Source organism: Christensenellaceae bacterium, from assembly GCA_031260975.1.
Taxonomy (GTDB): Bacteria; Bacillota; Clostridia; order Christensenellales; family UBA1242; genus JAISKJ01.
In genome coordinates this window covers 429,430-444,052 of record JAISKJ010000003.1, presented here as the reverse complement: position 1 = coordinate 444,052, position 14,623 = coordinate 429,430, and the positions used below count along the sequence as shown (strand labels likewise).

Annotated in this window: 17 protein-coding genes and 1 other annotated feature; of the genes, 1 reads left to right on the top strand and 16 read right to left on the bottom strand. The window is 39.7% G+C overall.

Annotated elements, in window-relative coordinates:
• Window positions 1–37 precede the first annotated feature (37 nt).
• The 14 genes from LBN07_02695 to LBN07_02630 all read right to left on the bottom strand — a co-directional run bounded on the left by LBN07_02695 (window position 38) and on the right by LBN07_02630 (window position 11,449).
• Window positions 38–1,408, bottom strand: a complete 1,371-nt coding sequence (locus LBN07_02695) for a hypothetical protein (GenBank protein ID MDR0850375.1) — start codon at window positions 1,406–1,408, stop codon at window positions 38–40.
• Between the two features lie 199 nt (window positions 1,409–1,607).
• Window positions 1,608–1,889 (bottom strand): hypothetical protein, encoded by a 282-nt coding sequence (locus tag LBN07_02690; protein MDR0850374.1) that lies wholly within the window; start codon window positions 1,887–1,889, stop codon window positions 1,608–1,610.
• 176 nt (window positions 1,890–2,065) lie between these two features.
• Window positions 2,066–2,461, bottom strand: a complete 396-nt coding sequence (locus LBN07_02685; protein ID MDR0850373.1) for a TIGR04086 family membrane protein — start codon at window positions 2,459–2,461, stop codon at window positions 2,066–2,068.
• Between the two features lie 169 nt (window positions 2,462–2,630).
• Complete coding sequence (locus tag LBN07_02680; GenBank protein ID MDR0850372.1) at window positions 2,631–3,068, bottom strand: preprotein translocase subunit YajC; 438 nt, start codon at window positions 3,066–3,068, stop codon at window positions 2,631–2,633.
• Between the two features lie 137 nt (window positions 3,069–3,205).
• Complete coding sequence (gene ruvB, locus LBN07_02675; protein MDR0850371.1) at window positions 3,206–4,288, bottom strand: Holliday junction branch migration DNA helicase RuvB; 1,083 nt, start codon at window positions 4,286–4,288, stop codon at window positions 3,206–3,208.
• A gap of 9 nt (window positions 4,289–4,297) precedes the next feature.
• The gene (locus LBN07_02670; GenBank protein MDR0850370.1) at window positions 4,298–4,909 is read right to left on the bottom strand and encodes a Holliday junction branch migration protein RuvA; all 612 of its coding nucleotides are present in this window, start codon (window positions 4,907–4,909) and stop codon (window positions 4,298–4,300) included.
• A gap of 20 nt (window positions 4,910–4,929) precedes the next feature.
• Window positions 4,930–5,421 carry a crossover junction endodeoxyribonuclease RuvC gene (gene ruvC, locus LBN07_02665; GenBank protein ID MDR0850369.1) on the bottom strand — a complete coding sequence of 164 codons (492 nt, stop codon included), beginning with the start codon at window positions 5,419–5,421 and terminating at the stop codon, window positions 4,930–4,932.
• Between the two features lie 104 nt (window positions 5,422–5,525).
• On the bottom strand, window positions 5,526–6,266 hold the full coding sequence (locus LBN07_02660) for a YebC/PmpR family DNA-binding transcriptional regulator (protein MDR0850368.1): 741 nt from the start codon (window positions 6,264–6,266) through the stop codon (window positions 5,526–5,528).
• A gap of 37 nt (window positions 6,267–6,303) precedes the next feature.
• Window positions 6,304–7,059, bottom strand: a complete 756-nt coding sequence (locus LBN07_02655) for an RNA methyltransferase (GenBank protein MDR0850367.1) — start codon at window positions 7,057–7,059, stop codon at window positions 6,304–6,306.
• A 6-nt stretch (window positions 7,060–7,065) separates the two neighbouring features.
• A complete protein-coding gene (rplT, locus tag LBN07_02650) occupies window positions 7,066–7,425 on the bottom strand; it encodes a 50S ribosomal protein L20 (protein MDR0850366.1) in 360 nt (119 codons plus the stop codon).
• A 10-nt stretch (window positions 7,426–7,435) separates the two neighbouring features.
• Window positions 7,436–7,630 carry a 50S ribosomal protein L35 gene (gene rpmI / locus LBN07_02645; GenBank protein ID MDR0850365.1) on the bottom strand — a complete coding sequence of 65 codons (195 nt, stop codon included), beginning with the start codon at window positions 7,628–7,630 and terminating at the stop codon, window positions 7,436–7,438.
• A 113-nt stretch (window positions 7,631–7,743) separates the two neighbouring features.
• Complete coding sequence (gene infC / locus LBN07_02640; protein ID MDR0850364.1) at window positions 7,744–8,241, bottom strand: translation initiation factor IF-3; 498 nt, start codon at window positions 8,239–8,241, stop codon at window positions 7,744–7,746.
• A gap of 39 nt (window positions 8,242–8,280) precedes the next feature.
• Window positions 8,281–8,415: a sequence feature (ribosomal protein L20 leader region), on the bottom strand.
• A gap of 177 nt (window positions 8,416–8,592) precedes the next feature.
• Window positions 8,593–10,347 (bottom strand): threonine--tRNA ligase, encoded by a 1,755-nt coding sequence (thrS, locus tag LBN07_02635; GenBank protein ID MDR0850363.1) that lies wholly within the window; start codon window positions 10,345–10,347, stop codon window positions 8,593–8,595.
• A 355-nt stretch (window positions 10,348–10,702) separates the two neighbouring features.
• On the bottom strand, window positions 10,703–11,449 hold the full coding sequence (locus LBN07_02630) for a putative sporulation protein YtxC (protein MDR0850362.1): 747 nt from the start codon (window positions 11,447–11,449) through the stop codon (window positions 10,703–10,705).
• Between the two features lie 81 nt (window positions 11,450–11,530).
• Here LBN07_02630 and LBN07_02625 point away from each other — a divergent pair, with 81 nt between their 5' ends.
• Entirely contained in the window at window positions 11,531–12,568 is a 1,038-nt protein-coding gene (locus LBN07_02625; protein MDR0850361.1) for a 1-acyl-sn-glycerol-3-phosphate acyltransferase, read from the top strand.
• Between the two features lie 108 nt (window positions 12,569–12,676).
• On the opposite strand, the gene LBN07_02620 is transcribed toward LBN07_02625, so the two are convergent.
• Both LBN07_02620 and LBN07_02615 read right to left on the bottom strand, forming a co-directional pair.
• Complete coding sequence (locus tag LBN07_02620; GenBank protein ID MDR0850360.1) at window positions 12,677–13,093, bottom strand: hypothetical protein; 417 nt, start codon at window positions 13,091–13,093, stop codon at window positions 12,677–12,679.
• Window positions 13,094–13,310: 217 nt separating this feature from the next.
• Window positions 13,311–14,510, bottom strand: coding sequence for a hypothetical protein (locus LBN07_02615; protein MDR0850359.1), 1,200 nt, complete (start codon window positions 14,508–14,510; stop codon window positions 13,311–13,313).
• Between the last annotated feature and the right edge of the window lie 113 nt (window positions 14,511–14,623).

Genomic DNA, 14,623 nt, shown 5'->3' with positions numbered 1-14,623 from the left:
CAAACAAAAACTGCACGGATGTGCAGCTTTGTTCTTATTATTGCATACCGCCTCTTAAAATCTCGTCATATCTTGAAATGGCATACTTTCGTCCAAATTTCTCTTTTGCACTTTTCTCAAAAGCATTAAGTGCCTTGAATATAGGTTCGTCAAGTGCACTTTCTTCGTGGGCTTCAGCTAAAACCTCATCCTGGTCGGCAATCTTTCTCGCCGACATCTCAAGTGAACGTTCTATTCTGCAAAGCTCCGTTGTTTTGCTTGGCTGTATGCCAATAAGCCTTATGTTAAGCGTAGTTTCATAGTTTATGTGCAAGTTTTCAAAATTAAGATTAAGTATTCTGTCAGGTGTCACCTGCCTGCTTAAAGCTTCAAGCATGGGGTGATGCTTAGTGTCAGGTGTCAGTGCTGTTAGGCTTTCTCCTATAGGCAATATTTCCTGCTGCTTTACCATCCTTTGATTATAATCCCTAAACACTACCTCAGCCATAAACATGCCTATTTTATTTCTGGTTATTCTAAGTGATATAGTGTCAACACACTGCGACCTAAACCACTGTGTGTTCGTAACTGCATGCAGCGAGTCTGCAACAGCTCTGCCAACAGAACAACGCTTACCGTTTAGGTTTTTCATACAGTTGGCAAAATTTTCAGGCACTTCCGGTGCTCCTTCTGTCTCTTCAAAAGGTTTAACTTGTATAGCGATTTCATCTTTCTGTTTAACATGCAGCGTAGGCGGAAGCTTCATAAATATTTCCTCTTTTTCTTTTATTTTTTCAAGCCTTTTTGCGCTCATTACTTTATTGGGGCTACCAAGCGGTCCGCCTTTGGGTGCTGACAATCTTTCTTTTTTGACATTAACATCATAGGGCACAACACTAAACGTTACAAACTCCCCCTCAATTCCCCGCTCTTTAAGCAAAGCTTCTCCATCGGGACTTGTAAAGAACTGCGCAATCCTGCGTTCCTTTTCGGCATAAAGCAACCTGCCGCTACCCCTCTTAGGCCAGCCAAACTTATAAGGGTCAATCCTGACAGCTATGGATGCTAGGTCTTCTTTAATAGATATCTCTTTTTTTGCATCAATTTCTTTGTCAATCTTAGCAGGCCATTTGAGGCCATGTTTAATGACTGTAGGTTTATCAGCTTCTTCAGAAGCAATAATTTCAACCGATTGCACCAATGCTTCCGGCGACAGTTCCTCTCTCAGCCTTTTAGGTATGTAGTTAGACCTAGGGTTAATAAGATAAATTCCAAATATAACATCAACATCCACGCCTTGTGCTTTGAGTTCCTGCATAATTTTGTAAGCATTGGATGGTCTTCCCATGCGTCTCTTTGAAGCGTCTGCCTGCACTTCTTTTTTCTTTGATATTCTATTTTCGGGGACGCTTTCATCACTATCATACATATCATTGCCCTCCTATCTGCTGTTCTTGCATCTTAAAGCAGTCATATATACTGTTAAAAATATTTGTTTCTATTTGACTGTAATTTTCCCCCAGCTTTTTGAAGCTGTCGTCACAATAAAAAACTTTTTGTGCAGGTTTTGCTCCAAACGCATAATCATTCTGGCCGAGGCGGGAAAGCTGAACAAATATCCTGACGCTTCAGTCACATTCGTTTACGTTGTCAAAGCCCACAATAAGCTCATTTTCAGGGTCTGCTCTGAAGTATTTCATCAGCTTATAAATTACTTCGCCATCTTTAATAGTATTATTATTTGTCAGGTGATCGCGCAGGTCCTCAAAAGGCAGACATTTAAAAGAACGGTACTGCTCATTATTTACAACATAAGTAAATCCGCCCAATCCGTTTACAAAAAACATTTCGGCGCGGTAGCCCCCTTCTTGGGCATTAGTTATCTTATTTATTATAACATTATAGAGCACACTTGTAAATACCCCAAAAGCAGTTTTTAAGATTCAAAAGGCATAATAAAAAGCCCCTCACAAACGCATTTGTACCATAAGAAAATTGCTCACTTATCTCACAATTTATTCTTGAATTTAAAAAAGACCCATTATAAGGGGCTTTTAAATGATAAATATAAAATAACAACCTCTAATTATATTCTCTCTTTCTTCTTAAAGTTGACGCAGATAAGTCCGCATACCGCACCGATAATCAAGGCAAACAGCAAGTCAAATATGAGAGTTACTCCAAACGCAAAGCTTCCATCAAGCAGCGAAAATACCAAAAAGGCCAAAAATGTGTAAAGAATTCCTATCATCATTCCTTTATAAAGCCCTTTTACAGAATTCTTTTTAAGCGACGCCATCACACCCAGAAATACACTTACGACCTTTATAATTTGATTTACGGTGCTGACAAGGGTATCATTCATATCAACAAACCTCAAAATTACCGCAAAAAGCAATATAAGCACCAGCGTAATGCACAAACTGACAAGCACACCTTTGAGCACTGACAGCGCAAAATCTTTGTTCATTATCTTTTCCATAAAATACCTCTTGCTATAACCTATGAGGCATTGTCATATTTTATGAGAAGTTTAAAACAGGACTGCACGACCTATAATTTCTCAAACGATATTTCGATTTTTATGTTCCCAATAACCGCACGGAGGTAACTCAGAAAAAAACAACCCGCAATGAGTTGTTTTTGTTTATTTATTCTTCTTTCTTTTTCTTAGATTTTTTGGGTGTTTCATCAGTACTTGGGTTGCTGCTGGGCTCAGCTACTACTTTTTCAGCGGCAGGCAAAATAGGATTGCCTTCGGCATCCAAAACAACAGGCTCTTTTACGTCAATACCTAAAATAACGCTGGCATTAATACTGAGGTAACTCACTTTGTCACCCTCACCGGTTTTGATAAGAGCCACCTTGCCAAAATTGGTGTCTGAAAACTCTATAATTTCACCGTATACTCCGGCGTTGGTCACAATTTTGTCACCTACTTTAAGCTGCTCGCGCATCTGAGCTTCCTGCTTTGAGTATTTTTTGCGGCTTACAAACTGAAAAACAATCATGCCTACAAGCAATACTCCCAACAACATTACCGGCCATGCAGTGGCCCAACTAAAATCTGCTAACAACAAATTTGTCATATCAACGCTCCTTGTTTGTGTTATACACTAATGATATTATGATACACCATTTTAATTTATTTTACAATCATTTTTTATAAGTTATCAAAAATTCGACAAAAAGTTGCATAGTATTATGCAAACCTACAATGCTTTTTTTATTTTGTTTCATATTCATTTAACAGTTCTTGCTTGGTTTTGTCAAGCTTTATGCCCAAATGCTTATAAGCTCCGCTAAGCGCAACCCGACCTTTAGGCGTCCTTGTAATAAAACCGAGCCTAATCAAATAAGGCTCATAGACCTCTTCTATGGTGCCGCTATCTTCGCCCACAACGCTTGCAATATTTTCAAGCCCCACAGGACCGCCGCCAAAATGCTCTATCATACAGCCCAAAATACGCCTATCCATAGGGTCAAGACCTAATACGTCTATATCCATTTGCTTCATTGCCTTCACGGCAATTTGTAAGTCTATTGCTTTTGCATTTTCAACTTCGGCATAATCACGTACCCTTTTAAGAAGTCTGTTGGCTATTCTTGGCGTGCCCCTGCTGCATTTTGCAGTTTCAAAAACAGCCTCTTTGGTTATTTCAGCTCCCAGAATTTTAGCACTTCTGGTGATTATTTGCGAAAGCTCTTCTATGCTATAAAGCTCCAGCCTTGACAGCACTCCAAATCTGTCTCTTAGTGGTGATGACACGCTGCCCGCTTTGGTTGTGGCACCAATCAATGTAAAAGGCTTCAGCGGAAGCCTTATGTTGTTTGCTCCTGCCCCCTTGCCTGCCACAAAGTCTATAGTGAAGTCCTCCATAGCGCCATACAGAACCTCTTCGACAGTGGCTGGGAGCCTATGAATTTCATCTATAAACAAAACATCGCCGGCACTGAGATTAGTCAGTATACCCGCAAGGTCGGCAGCACGGCTTAAAACAGGGCCCGCCGTTATTTTTATCTTGGACCCCATTTCGTTTGCTATTATATTTGAAAGAGTTGTTTTTCCAAGCCCCGCCGGCCCATAAAGCAACACATGATCAAGAGGCTCGCCCCGCTTTTTAGCAGCGGTTATATATATTTCTATATTGCTCTTTATTTTGGTCTGCCCCACATAATCAACAAGAAACTGAGGCCTGAGCTTATTTTCTATTTCCTTGTCCGTCGCTGTTTTTGTGTTTGTAGTGGCGGTATGCCTTGTTTCATGTCCGTCTTTTGTGCTTGCAAAAAACTTGTTAGGTGCTTCCATAAGTTTCCTTTATACGTGTCTTAGACATCTGACTAATACATCAGTGGCGGTCAGCCCAAATTCATATTGCTGTTTAGCAAGCCTGAGTGCCTCACCCTTGGCAACTCCTAAGCCTTCTAGAAGTGACACAACTTCATCAATTACGTCCGTGCCAATCTCTCGGCCGTCGCCGCCGATAATGTTGTCTTTTTTGACAGCTGTTTTTTGTTCAGGAGTAGCAGAAGCTGTAACCTTGCCCTTAAGCTCCAAAACAATACGTTCGGCAGTCTTGGGGCCCACACCCTTAATTTTGCTGAGTTCCTTTGCGTCACCCTTTGCAATAATACTGTTTATTGTGTCAATATCAACATTTGAAAACATAGTAAGTATGGCCTTAACGCCCACACCGTTTATGCCAATCAGCTTATTAAAGAGTTCTTTTTCTTTCATATCAATAAACCCAACCAGATTTATCCCTGATTCGGTCACCTGCTCGTGGATATGAACAGTAATTTCATCCCCTACATCTACGCGGTCTATACCTGCTTTTGAGGCATGAATTTCATAGCCTATACCTCCGTTATCCAACACAAAGCTGTTTTCACTTTTATCTGCCACAACTCCTCTTATGAATGAATACATCTCTTCTCTCCTTTTCTGACTTATATTTGATTTTTGCTGATATTGTTTGTTTTGCAGTGTGTAATTGCCACCGCCAATGCATCTGCCGCATCATCAGGCTTTGGAATGTTGTCAAGATTAAGCAAAAGTTTAACCATATTCTGCACCTGTTTTTTGTCCGCCCTGCCGTTTCCTGTCATTACAGACTTGACCTGAAGTGGAGTGTATTCAAACAGCTTGCCGGTAGTCTGCACAAGTGCCAATATCGCAACTCCACGGGCTTCGGCTACAGGGATTATTGTCTTTTGGTTTTTGAAATAAAAAATTTGTTCAAGTGCGATTTCTTCGGGCTTAAAGTGAAGCATAAGCTGCTTTACTCCTTCATAAATCATAGCAAGTCGTGTGGCAATGGTTTCGTTTGGCGGAGTCTCAATAACCCCATAATCTACGGCCATAATACTGCCGTCGGGCCGTTTGTCAACAACCCCATAGCCCACTGTCGCCAAACCCGGGTCTATCCCTAAAACTATCATATATAGCATTATAACAAACTTTGACCAAAATCACAAATATTTTGCAGGAATTTATTGATTTTTATAATATTTCCAGAAACGTTTTTAAACCCTCAAAAATCAGGCTATTCTTCCTCCGTCAGAGGCAGATTCACGTTGTGCCACACTTCCTGAACGTCATCAAGGTCCTCAAGCATATCCAGCATCCTGACAAAAGTCGTCAGCTGCTCAGGGTTTAAGTCCACATAGTTCTGCGGAACATATTGAACAGCGGCATCAACAAATACAAGTCCTTTACTTTCGAGTATTTCTTTTATTTCACCAAATTTAGAAGGCTCTGTTATAATCTGATAGGCCTCATCGTCATCCACCACATCCTCAGCGTTTGCTTCAAGCGCCAGCATAGTGACAGTATCCTCATCGGTTTTATCGGTTTTTTCAAGAGTAAGAACGCCTTTTTTATTGAACATATATGACACACAGCCGGTGGAGCCCAGACTGCCGCCGTATTTGTCAAAATAGTGCCTAATGTCTCCTACAGTACGATTTTTATTATCGGTCAAACACTCAACAATCACAGCACTGCCACCAATTCCATAGCCCTCATAGGTCATATCTTCATAATTAATGGTGCTGAGCTCCCCGCTGGCCTTTTTGATGCTTCGGGTTATGTTGTCGTTTGGCATATTATTCTGTTTTGCTTTCGTTACTGCGTCCCTCAGCCTTGGGTTGGCGTTTGGATCGGCACCGCCCATTTTTACTGCTACGGCGATTTCTTTGCCAAGTTTTGTAAACACTTTGCCGCGCTCGGCATCTGTTTTTCCTTTGGCCCGCTTAATTGTGGCCCACTTGCTGTGTCCTGACATTTTGTCCTCCTTGCGGGGGTGCCCCGCCGGCTATTTTTTATTTTTTTGAATTAAGCGTAAACATAATAATCCCTGCCGCAACAGCAGCATTGAGAGATTCAAGTCCCCCCCTCATAGGGATTGTCAAAGCCTCATGGCAAAGCTTTTTTATCTCATCTGATACGCCGCTGCCTTCATTGCCCACAACGAGCCCAAACTGTGGCGGCGGCCTAAAGCTAAATATATCCTTACCTTTCATATCGCTTACAAAAAGCGGCAGTTTGGTTTGGTTGAGCATATTCCTAAGCTGTTCTGCTGCCGTTTGATATAAATCCAGCGCAAGCACAGTGCCCATGCTGGCCCTAACTACCTTAGGATTTGTAAGACTGACACAGTTTAATAAATACACATCAAAAAAACCTGCACCTAAAGCACTTCTGAGGATTGCCCCCATGTTGCCCGGGTCTTGAATATTGTCAAGCACCAAAAAGTTGCCTTTAGGGCCACTTATGGGCTTTTGCGGAAGCTCAACAAGCGCCAAAATGCCCTGCGGAGTTTTGGTGTCACTGAGAGCCTTAAAAACATTTTCGCTGACAAAATAAACGGAGATTTTGTCTCTCTGTACTCGCTCCAAAATAACACCATACTCATCAGCACAGTCCTTTAAAACAAAAAGCTTGTCAATATTAATTTTACGTTTTATGGCTTCATTAACAAGGTTTTCACCTTCAAGTAGCGCAAAACAAGACTTGCCGCTCTTATGAGCGGCTGTATCTTTTATTATTTGATTACTCGTTGAGGTAATTACCAACATAAGTTGTTACGCCTTTACAAGCTGCTTTTTTGCTGTTGCTGCAAGAGACGCAAATTCTGACTTGTTATTTACGGCCATTTCAGCCAAAATTTTGCGGTTAAGATTAATCTCGGCTACCTTAAGACCATGTATAAACTGATTGTATGAAAGTCCATTGTTTTTCGCTTCTGCCGAAATTCTGGTTATCCACAAAGTACGCATGTCTCTTTTGCGAAGTTTTCTTCCGATATAGGCGTATTTCTGAGCCTTCATAACAGCTTCGATGGCATATCTGTATTGTTTGCTTCTGGCTCCCCAAAAACCCTTGGCGGCTTTCAGAACCTTTGTTTTATTTTTGTTTTTATTAACTGCTCTTTTTATTCTCATATCTCTCTCCTTATGCGCCGATTAAGGTCCTAATGGTTTTTTCCTGCGTCTTGTCTACATATTCGCCTTTACGCAAGTCTCTCTTAACTGAAGTCGACTTTTTGCCCAAGATGTGGCGTCTGCCCTGCTGGCTGCGTTTAATTTTCCCCGAAGCGGTGGCTTTAAAACGCTTTTTTACTGAATGATTAGTTTTTTGTTTTGGCATTTTATTTTCTCCTTAATTTATTTACGGGTATGCCCCCGCGGGCTGTTTTTGCGGTGATAACACCGCCGGCAATTTTTGGTTAGTTCTCGACACATGTCACAAAGCAATTAAGCTTATTTCTTGATGCTCGGGACAACTATCATAGTGATGGTTCTGCCCAAAATTTCAGGTTCTTTGTCAATGGTGCCGTTTGCATTGATGAGCTCAAAAAACTGCCGCATAACACCGATACCCATCTCCGGTCTTGCTTGCTGACGTCCTCGCATGCGGATGGTAACCTTAACCTTGTCACCCTCCTGCAAAAACTTGTTTGCATGGCGGGCCTTGGTCTGCATGTCGTGCATCTCAATGGTCATCGAAAGCTGAACTTCCTTTACTTCAACAACCTTTTGAGCCTTGCGCTGCTCCCTAATCCTTTTGTTCTGCTCAAACTTGAATTTGCCGTAATCCATAACCTTGCACACAGGCGGCTCGGCATTAGGTGAAATTAGCACCAAATCCAAGCTTCGCTCCTCGGCAATACGATTGGCCTCGTTACTTGATACAATCCCCAGCTGTTCTCCGTTTTCGCCCACAAGACGAACCTGCGGAAACCTGATATCCTCATTGATTAACTGGTCTTTTATGGTTTTATACCTCCATTTTTGTTTGACCGCAAAAAAATGCGGAAGTTTCTTAAAGAAACATCCGCAAAAAACACAAACGTAAAAATACGTCTATATTCAATTTGTTAACCACTGCTGGGAATCCCGCAGGGTGAGAAACGGATATTTCTTCTTTGATGACATCAATATATCATATATTAATATGCTTGTCAACTGTTTTTTAGGATGATACTATTTGTATATTCCAAATTAGAGATTACTTTGTTAGTCTAAGCAACATGGCAATCTTCCGTATTTTAACATTGAGATTGCTTCGCACAGAGTGATTCGAAAAACAACTTGCAAACGACAGACTAACTAAAATTGTTCGCAAAGCTGCAGTGATTTTTTGTCATTCATTTGTTTGCAGGCTTTGATGAAGTCCTTCAGTTTTATGTCGTTTATCTGCTTGCCGCCTCTGATTTTGATGCTGACAGATTTTTCCGCCGCCTCTTTATCTCCCAATATCAACGTATACGGCATCTTCTGCGTACGAAACTCGTTTACCTTTTTGCCCATACCTGTGTCTTTTGTATTAATCTCACATCTTATGCCGCTCTTTTCAAGCTCGTCACAAACCTTTTTAGCGTACTTATTGTGATTTTCCATAACGGGAACTATACCAACCTGAACGGGAGAAAGCCAGAATGGAAATTCTCCCGCAAAGTGTTCAATCAATATTCCGATAAATCGTTCAAGAGAGCCATAAACAACCCTATGAACAATAATAGGAACTTTTTTATTACTTTCATTATCGGTATAAGTTAAATCAAACCTAAGCGGCAACTGGAAGTCCAACTGAATTGTTCCCATCTGCCACCGACGCCCCAAACAGTCTTTCATATGAATGTCAATTTTGGGTCCATAAAAAGCACCATCACCCTCGTTTATATTATATTTACCCTTACCGCAAACTTCATCGAGCACATGTTTAAGTTCATCTTCTGCCTTGTTCCAAACTTCAATTTCTCCCAGAAAACTTTCAGGTCTTGTTGAAAGAGTAAGTGTATACTCCAAACCAAAAATACTATAAAAGCGTTCAGTAATTTCCAAAATGTCCTTTATTTCGCTTTTGATTTGATTTTCTGCAATAAAATTATGAGAGTCATCCTGCCTGAACATCCTTACACGGAATAAGCCATTCAGCTGCCCTGACTTTTCGTTGCGATGAAGCACATCAATATCACTAAATCTTAAGGGCAATTCCTTATAACTGCGCAACTTTCTTTGGTAGATATTAATTGCACTCGGACAACTCATTGGCTTTAATGCATATTCAGTGCCGTCAAGCTCTTTAACAATAAACATATCTTCTTTGTAATGTTCCCAGTGCCCCGAAGTTTTCCAAAGCTCGCTTGAATTCAATTGAGGCGCCGAAAACTCCTCATATCCCCTCTTTTTGTGTTCCTGCCGCCAAAAATCAACAAGAATATTAAATACTTTAAGTCCGTTAGGTAGCCAATACGGCATACCGGGAGCGGTTTCATGCAACATAAACAAGTCAAGTTCGGGCCCTATTTTTCTATGATCCCTCTTTTTTGCTTCTTCAATCATAAAAAGATGGCCTTTCAGTTTTTGTTTGTCGTCAAAGCCGTATACATAAACGCGCTGAAGCATCTTGTTTTTTTCGTCACCCTTAAAGTATGCTCCGCTCACTCTGTTTAGCTTAAATGCAAAACCCCTCAACATTTTTGTGTTTTCAATGTGAGGTCCGCGGCATAGGTCAAACCAATCATCGCCAAGATAATAAATGGTGATGACTTCATCCTCGGGCAGCTCTTTGATAAGCTCAAGCTTATAGGGCTGGTCGTTGAACAGCTTTATTGCTTCTGCTCTTGAAATTTCTTTGCGGACAAAATCCTGATTTGCGTTTATGATTTCACGCATCTTTTGGTCAATTTTGTCAAAGTCCTCGGGCGTGATGCTGACGGAAATATCAAAGTCATAATAAAACCCGTCAGAGATAGCAGGCCCAATTGAATATTTGACATCCTTAAATAGCAAACCTACCGCCTTTGCCAAAACGTGGCTCATGCTGTGACGCATAATGTCTTGCTTTTCTTCTTTTTCCATTTCTTTTACTCCCTTAAATAAAAAAATCCGCCTTAAGTTTAAGGACGAATTGTGTTCGTGGTTCCACCTTAATTCGGGTAAAAATTTACCCCTTCATTAAACGGTTTTCACAGTCAAAAGTGGTTTCGGGTTTGCAATTTGGTTTATGTTTCTTTCAGCCTATGGAAACACTCTCTAAAAAACTTTGTTGCCGCCTACTTGTCTTTTTTCATTCTGCGATATTAAATTATAAGTAATATATCACGAAAACTTAAGATTGTCAACAGATTATATACTACAAAAACTTTTGTATTTTAAACTTATAAACTAATTGTAAACAGAAAAATTCCCTACCGCCTGCGCCGGCATTGGCGCGTCAACAGATTACAATCCTGTCATTGAATAAATTAAACAGCAAATTTATAACATTTCCGTCAAAATTGTCTATGTGCAACCTTATTTTTTGAGGACTTAACGCAATCAGCGAGGTTATCAAAAAAGCATCATTGCAGTCCTTTATGTCACCGTGCCCTTCTTTTATTGGTGCCCCTTTGCTGTCTTTAAGAATATAAGTGCGGTTAAAACAAAAAACATTTACTTCGTTTGTTCTGAAATCAAGATTGCTTATCAGATACTTCAGCAGTTCAATAAAGGTGTCAGTGCTCATAAGATAGGCTATATTATCATTAGCTAGGCTCACCAAGTCATTCCATTTGGTTTTGAGCACTCCCAGCCTGAAGCTGACAAAAGCGTCTAAAACCACACTGTCCATATCCATAAGCATTCTCACAATTATCTGCTTGTCAATATCCCAATCAAAAACCACAAGCGCCTTGACAAACGCCTGCATATTAATATCATTAGTCGTTCTAAACTTAAAGTTGCTTGTCAGATACTCCGACTTATAGACCTGCAAAATCATATCAGCAATGAGCCCTGTAATTTTTTTCTTTATTTCTTTTTTGTGTGTATCAGGGGTTCTCAGCCATAATCTGGCAATTCCTCCGCCCGAAACAAGCGCAATTTTGCCGCCTGCTTTTTTAATTTCAGCGGCAATATTTTTCTGCACACTTCTAAGATTTTCATATTTACTTTCATCGGCACTCACCCAATATTCCCACATAAATATAGAGTGCGTAGTAATATATTTTGTATACCAGCCAAAACGGTTGAAAAATTTGTTATAATATGCTAATATAAATTTATGGCAAAATACCACCCAACACAGGGCTGGCAAAGGTCAAAGAAATTCAAGTGCTTGAAAATGCTTATAAGACCTTTTAAGCGCAGACCTAAAATAATAGAATTATATAAAGAACCCATGATACACCCATATATTATGGTCAGCAATCACAGCGGAGCGGCAGGTCCATTTACTTTTGAAATGTTTCTCGACCGCTTTTTTTGCTTTTGGGGCACACATGAAATGTGTGAAGGCATCAGAAACAGGTGGAACTATTTGTATCATAAATTCTACAGAAAATCTCTTCACTACAGCAAGTTTAGGTCATGGCTGATTGCCACTGTGTTTTCGCCGATATCAAAAATGCTATACAGAGCGACCGAAGTTATTCCAACCTATTCGGATATCAGACTTAAACGCACAATGGAAATAAGCATAAACAAGCTTAATGAAGGAAAAAGCATATTGATTTTTCCCGAAGATTCATCAACGGGATATCACACCCCCCTAATCAAGTATAACGCAGGTTTTGCTTCGCTTAGCAAGTTGTATTTTTCCAAAACACAAAAGGATTTGCCCGTATATCCGATATGTTATAGCAAAAAAGTAAATACCATGATTATCGGAGAACCCATTTTTGTAAATCAACTGCTTGAACAAGGTTTTGACGACAAGCAAGTGGCTGAATTTGTAAAACGAATTACAAATGAGATATATTACAAATATCTGCAGCCCAAAGAACAAGAAAAAGATCAAAAGAAACAGAAGGGGAAAAAACAAATCGGAACAGTTGCCGGTGAGCAAACAGTCGAACAGATACCGGAACAAATTGCGTCTGAGCCAATTACAAAACCGACATTAACCGCGCAGACCGATATAAGCAATGACGAAACAATTCCCTATACTATCAATGACGGCGCAATAGTTGTCAACGAAACAATAGGCAGCACAATTACTGCTGAAAAACCGTCATCCGACAAAGCCAGCATAAACAACATACAATCAAACCCAACTAACAACGACACGACATTTGACGCAATAGACGATTATGACATTTAAGTTAGTTAAAAAAGCACTCAACAGAGTGTTTTTTTAAACCGATAATTTTATTTCAGCACGAAAAAAAAATTATAGTCGGTGTATACGGACAGCATATTACTTTTTAAATCAGAAGGCGCTTATTTCGTAAATATGCTCTTTAAAATAGCGGGCCTTGAGCTCTCTGAATTTATTATTCAGATTATTAATATACTTTTGTTTGCTCTCACTGTCAAGCCCGTTAAAAATCCTGCGGTCAATCAACTCACCCACGGGATTAATCGAACAATTGCTGTCCAAAATTTCACACACACGCTTATACAAAACCTCGTCATAACAGTTGACAACAGCCTTATGTTTTGGCATTGTTTGATTTACCATAAATGACAAACTTTGGGATTTTGGGCCCAACGGACACTTACATTCTTCATAATTATTATTCTTTAGTCTGGCTTTTGCTTCCTTTGCAATCTGCTTAATTAGGCCCATGTCTCTATGGGTCATTTGGCTTTGTTTCTTTTCAACAAAACTATTCTTCGTTTCCATAACTCTCTCCTTTTGATGGTAGTTATTATACAAAGAAAGTCATTAAATCTCAAACTCTAAAATGGCAGAAAAAACGTCGAAAAACTTGTATTTGTCACTATTTATATCAAATTTAAAAGACTACGACAATTATATCCAAAATAAGCCCTGCAAAAATATACATCCACCAAATAATAAACAAAAATTCGCCATAGCGGATTTTGTTGATTCAATAAGCTTAACTGCCAAAAGTTCTTGCCCCAATTTCAGCTACCGCTCCTGGAATTTCTATAGCGTTTTTGTAGTATCTTTGAGCAGCATCCGCATATCTATCAATCAAATCGTTATGCCCTGCTCCCCTATTTTCTGCATTCTCTTTAGCTAAATGTCTATGTCTCATATTTTTATTTTGAGGATTAACACTGTTTTCTATATCATTTAAAATTGATTTTCCGTATGTATTGTAATATTGAAAAGCATCTGCAACATGAATTTGGCTTTGCTTTAAGTGTTGTTCAGCGATAACAACATCTTTGTCGGTACGCATTTTTGCATCATAAAGCTCCGGATCGTCTATTAGTTGTTTCAGCTTATCTTCTTGGTTAGAGATATATTTACCAATCTTTTTAGCCTGACGCTTACCCAAACAATACTTCATGCCAAGCGCAGAAATTGCCGCAACTGTTCCGATGGGCAGCGCAAACAACTCCCAATTGTCGGCACTGAATTCATGAGATGCATTCACTACGCCATTCACATACCCGTCCATGTTCTCGGCAACACGTGTATCCGCCATAATTACTTCATATGCCAGGTTGGTATATGGAGTATCTCCGCGTATAAGCCATTCTTCCTTAAACAAACGGTCATCTATATTTATATATTCAGGATTGCCCCACTCGGCGAAATGATATGCAACCTCCATTTTGTCTTCATATGTATCCTGTCCGCTATATACCAAGTTATTTGCCGCAGTGCGCTCATCAAAATATTCACTGAGTACATCATGCCATGTCTCAATATATTCACTAGTGGTATTTTTGCTTATTCTGGCGTCTCTTACCATTAAATTTGCAAAACTGCCAATGCTGCCAAGCGCTCCAATAAAAGCCCCTGCTATTGCCGATTTTTGGGGAGTAAAGTTATTTATTTTATTAACTTTATCTTTAGCTTTTGTTACGCTTTCTTCTATTGCTTTTTCTTGCGGTGCTTTTGCTTCTTTTACTTCTTCAATTTGCAATAAAACACGTTCGCGCTCTTTTTGACATGCAGCCAAAACCTCTTCCGCAAGCCTTTGGTCCATTTTACTTTGAAATACTTCTTTTATGTAATTTTCATACATATTTAACATACTTAAATCAGCACCGGCAATATTTGCTCTATACCTCAAATTATCAAGTCCTTCTTCTAATCTTTTTAGTTCTTCTTGTGATATCATTTTCTTTTTACCCCCATATGCAGTAAATCTATATTTAACAATTTACTTCTGCTAGAATTATAACACAGCACCCCCCCCCCCATGTCAATACCCAATTTTAAAGCTTTGAGGGC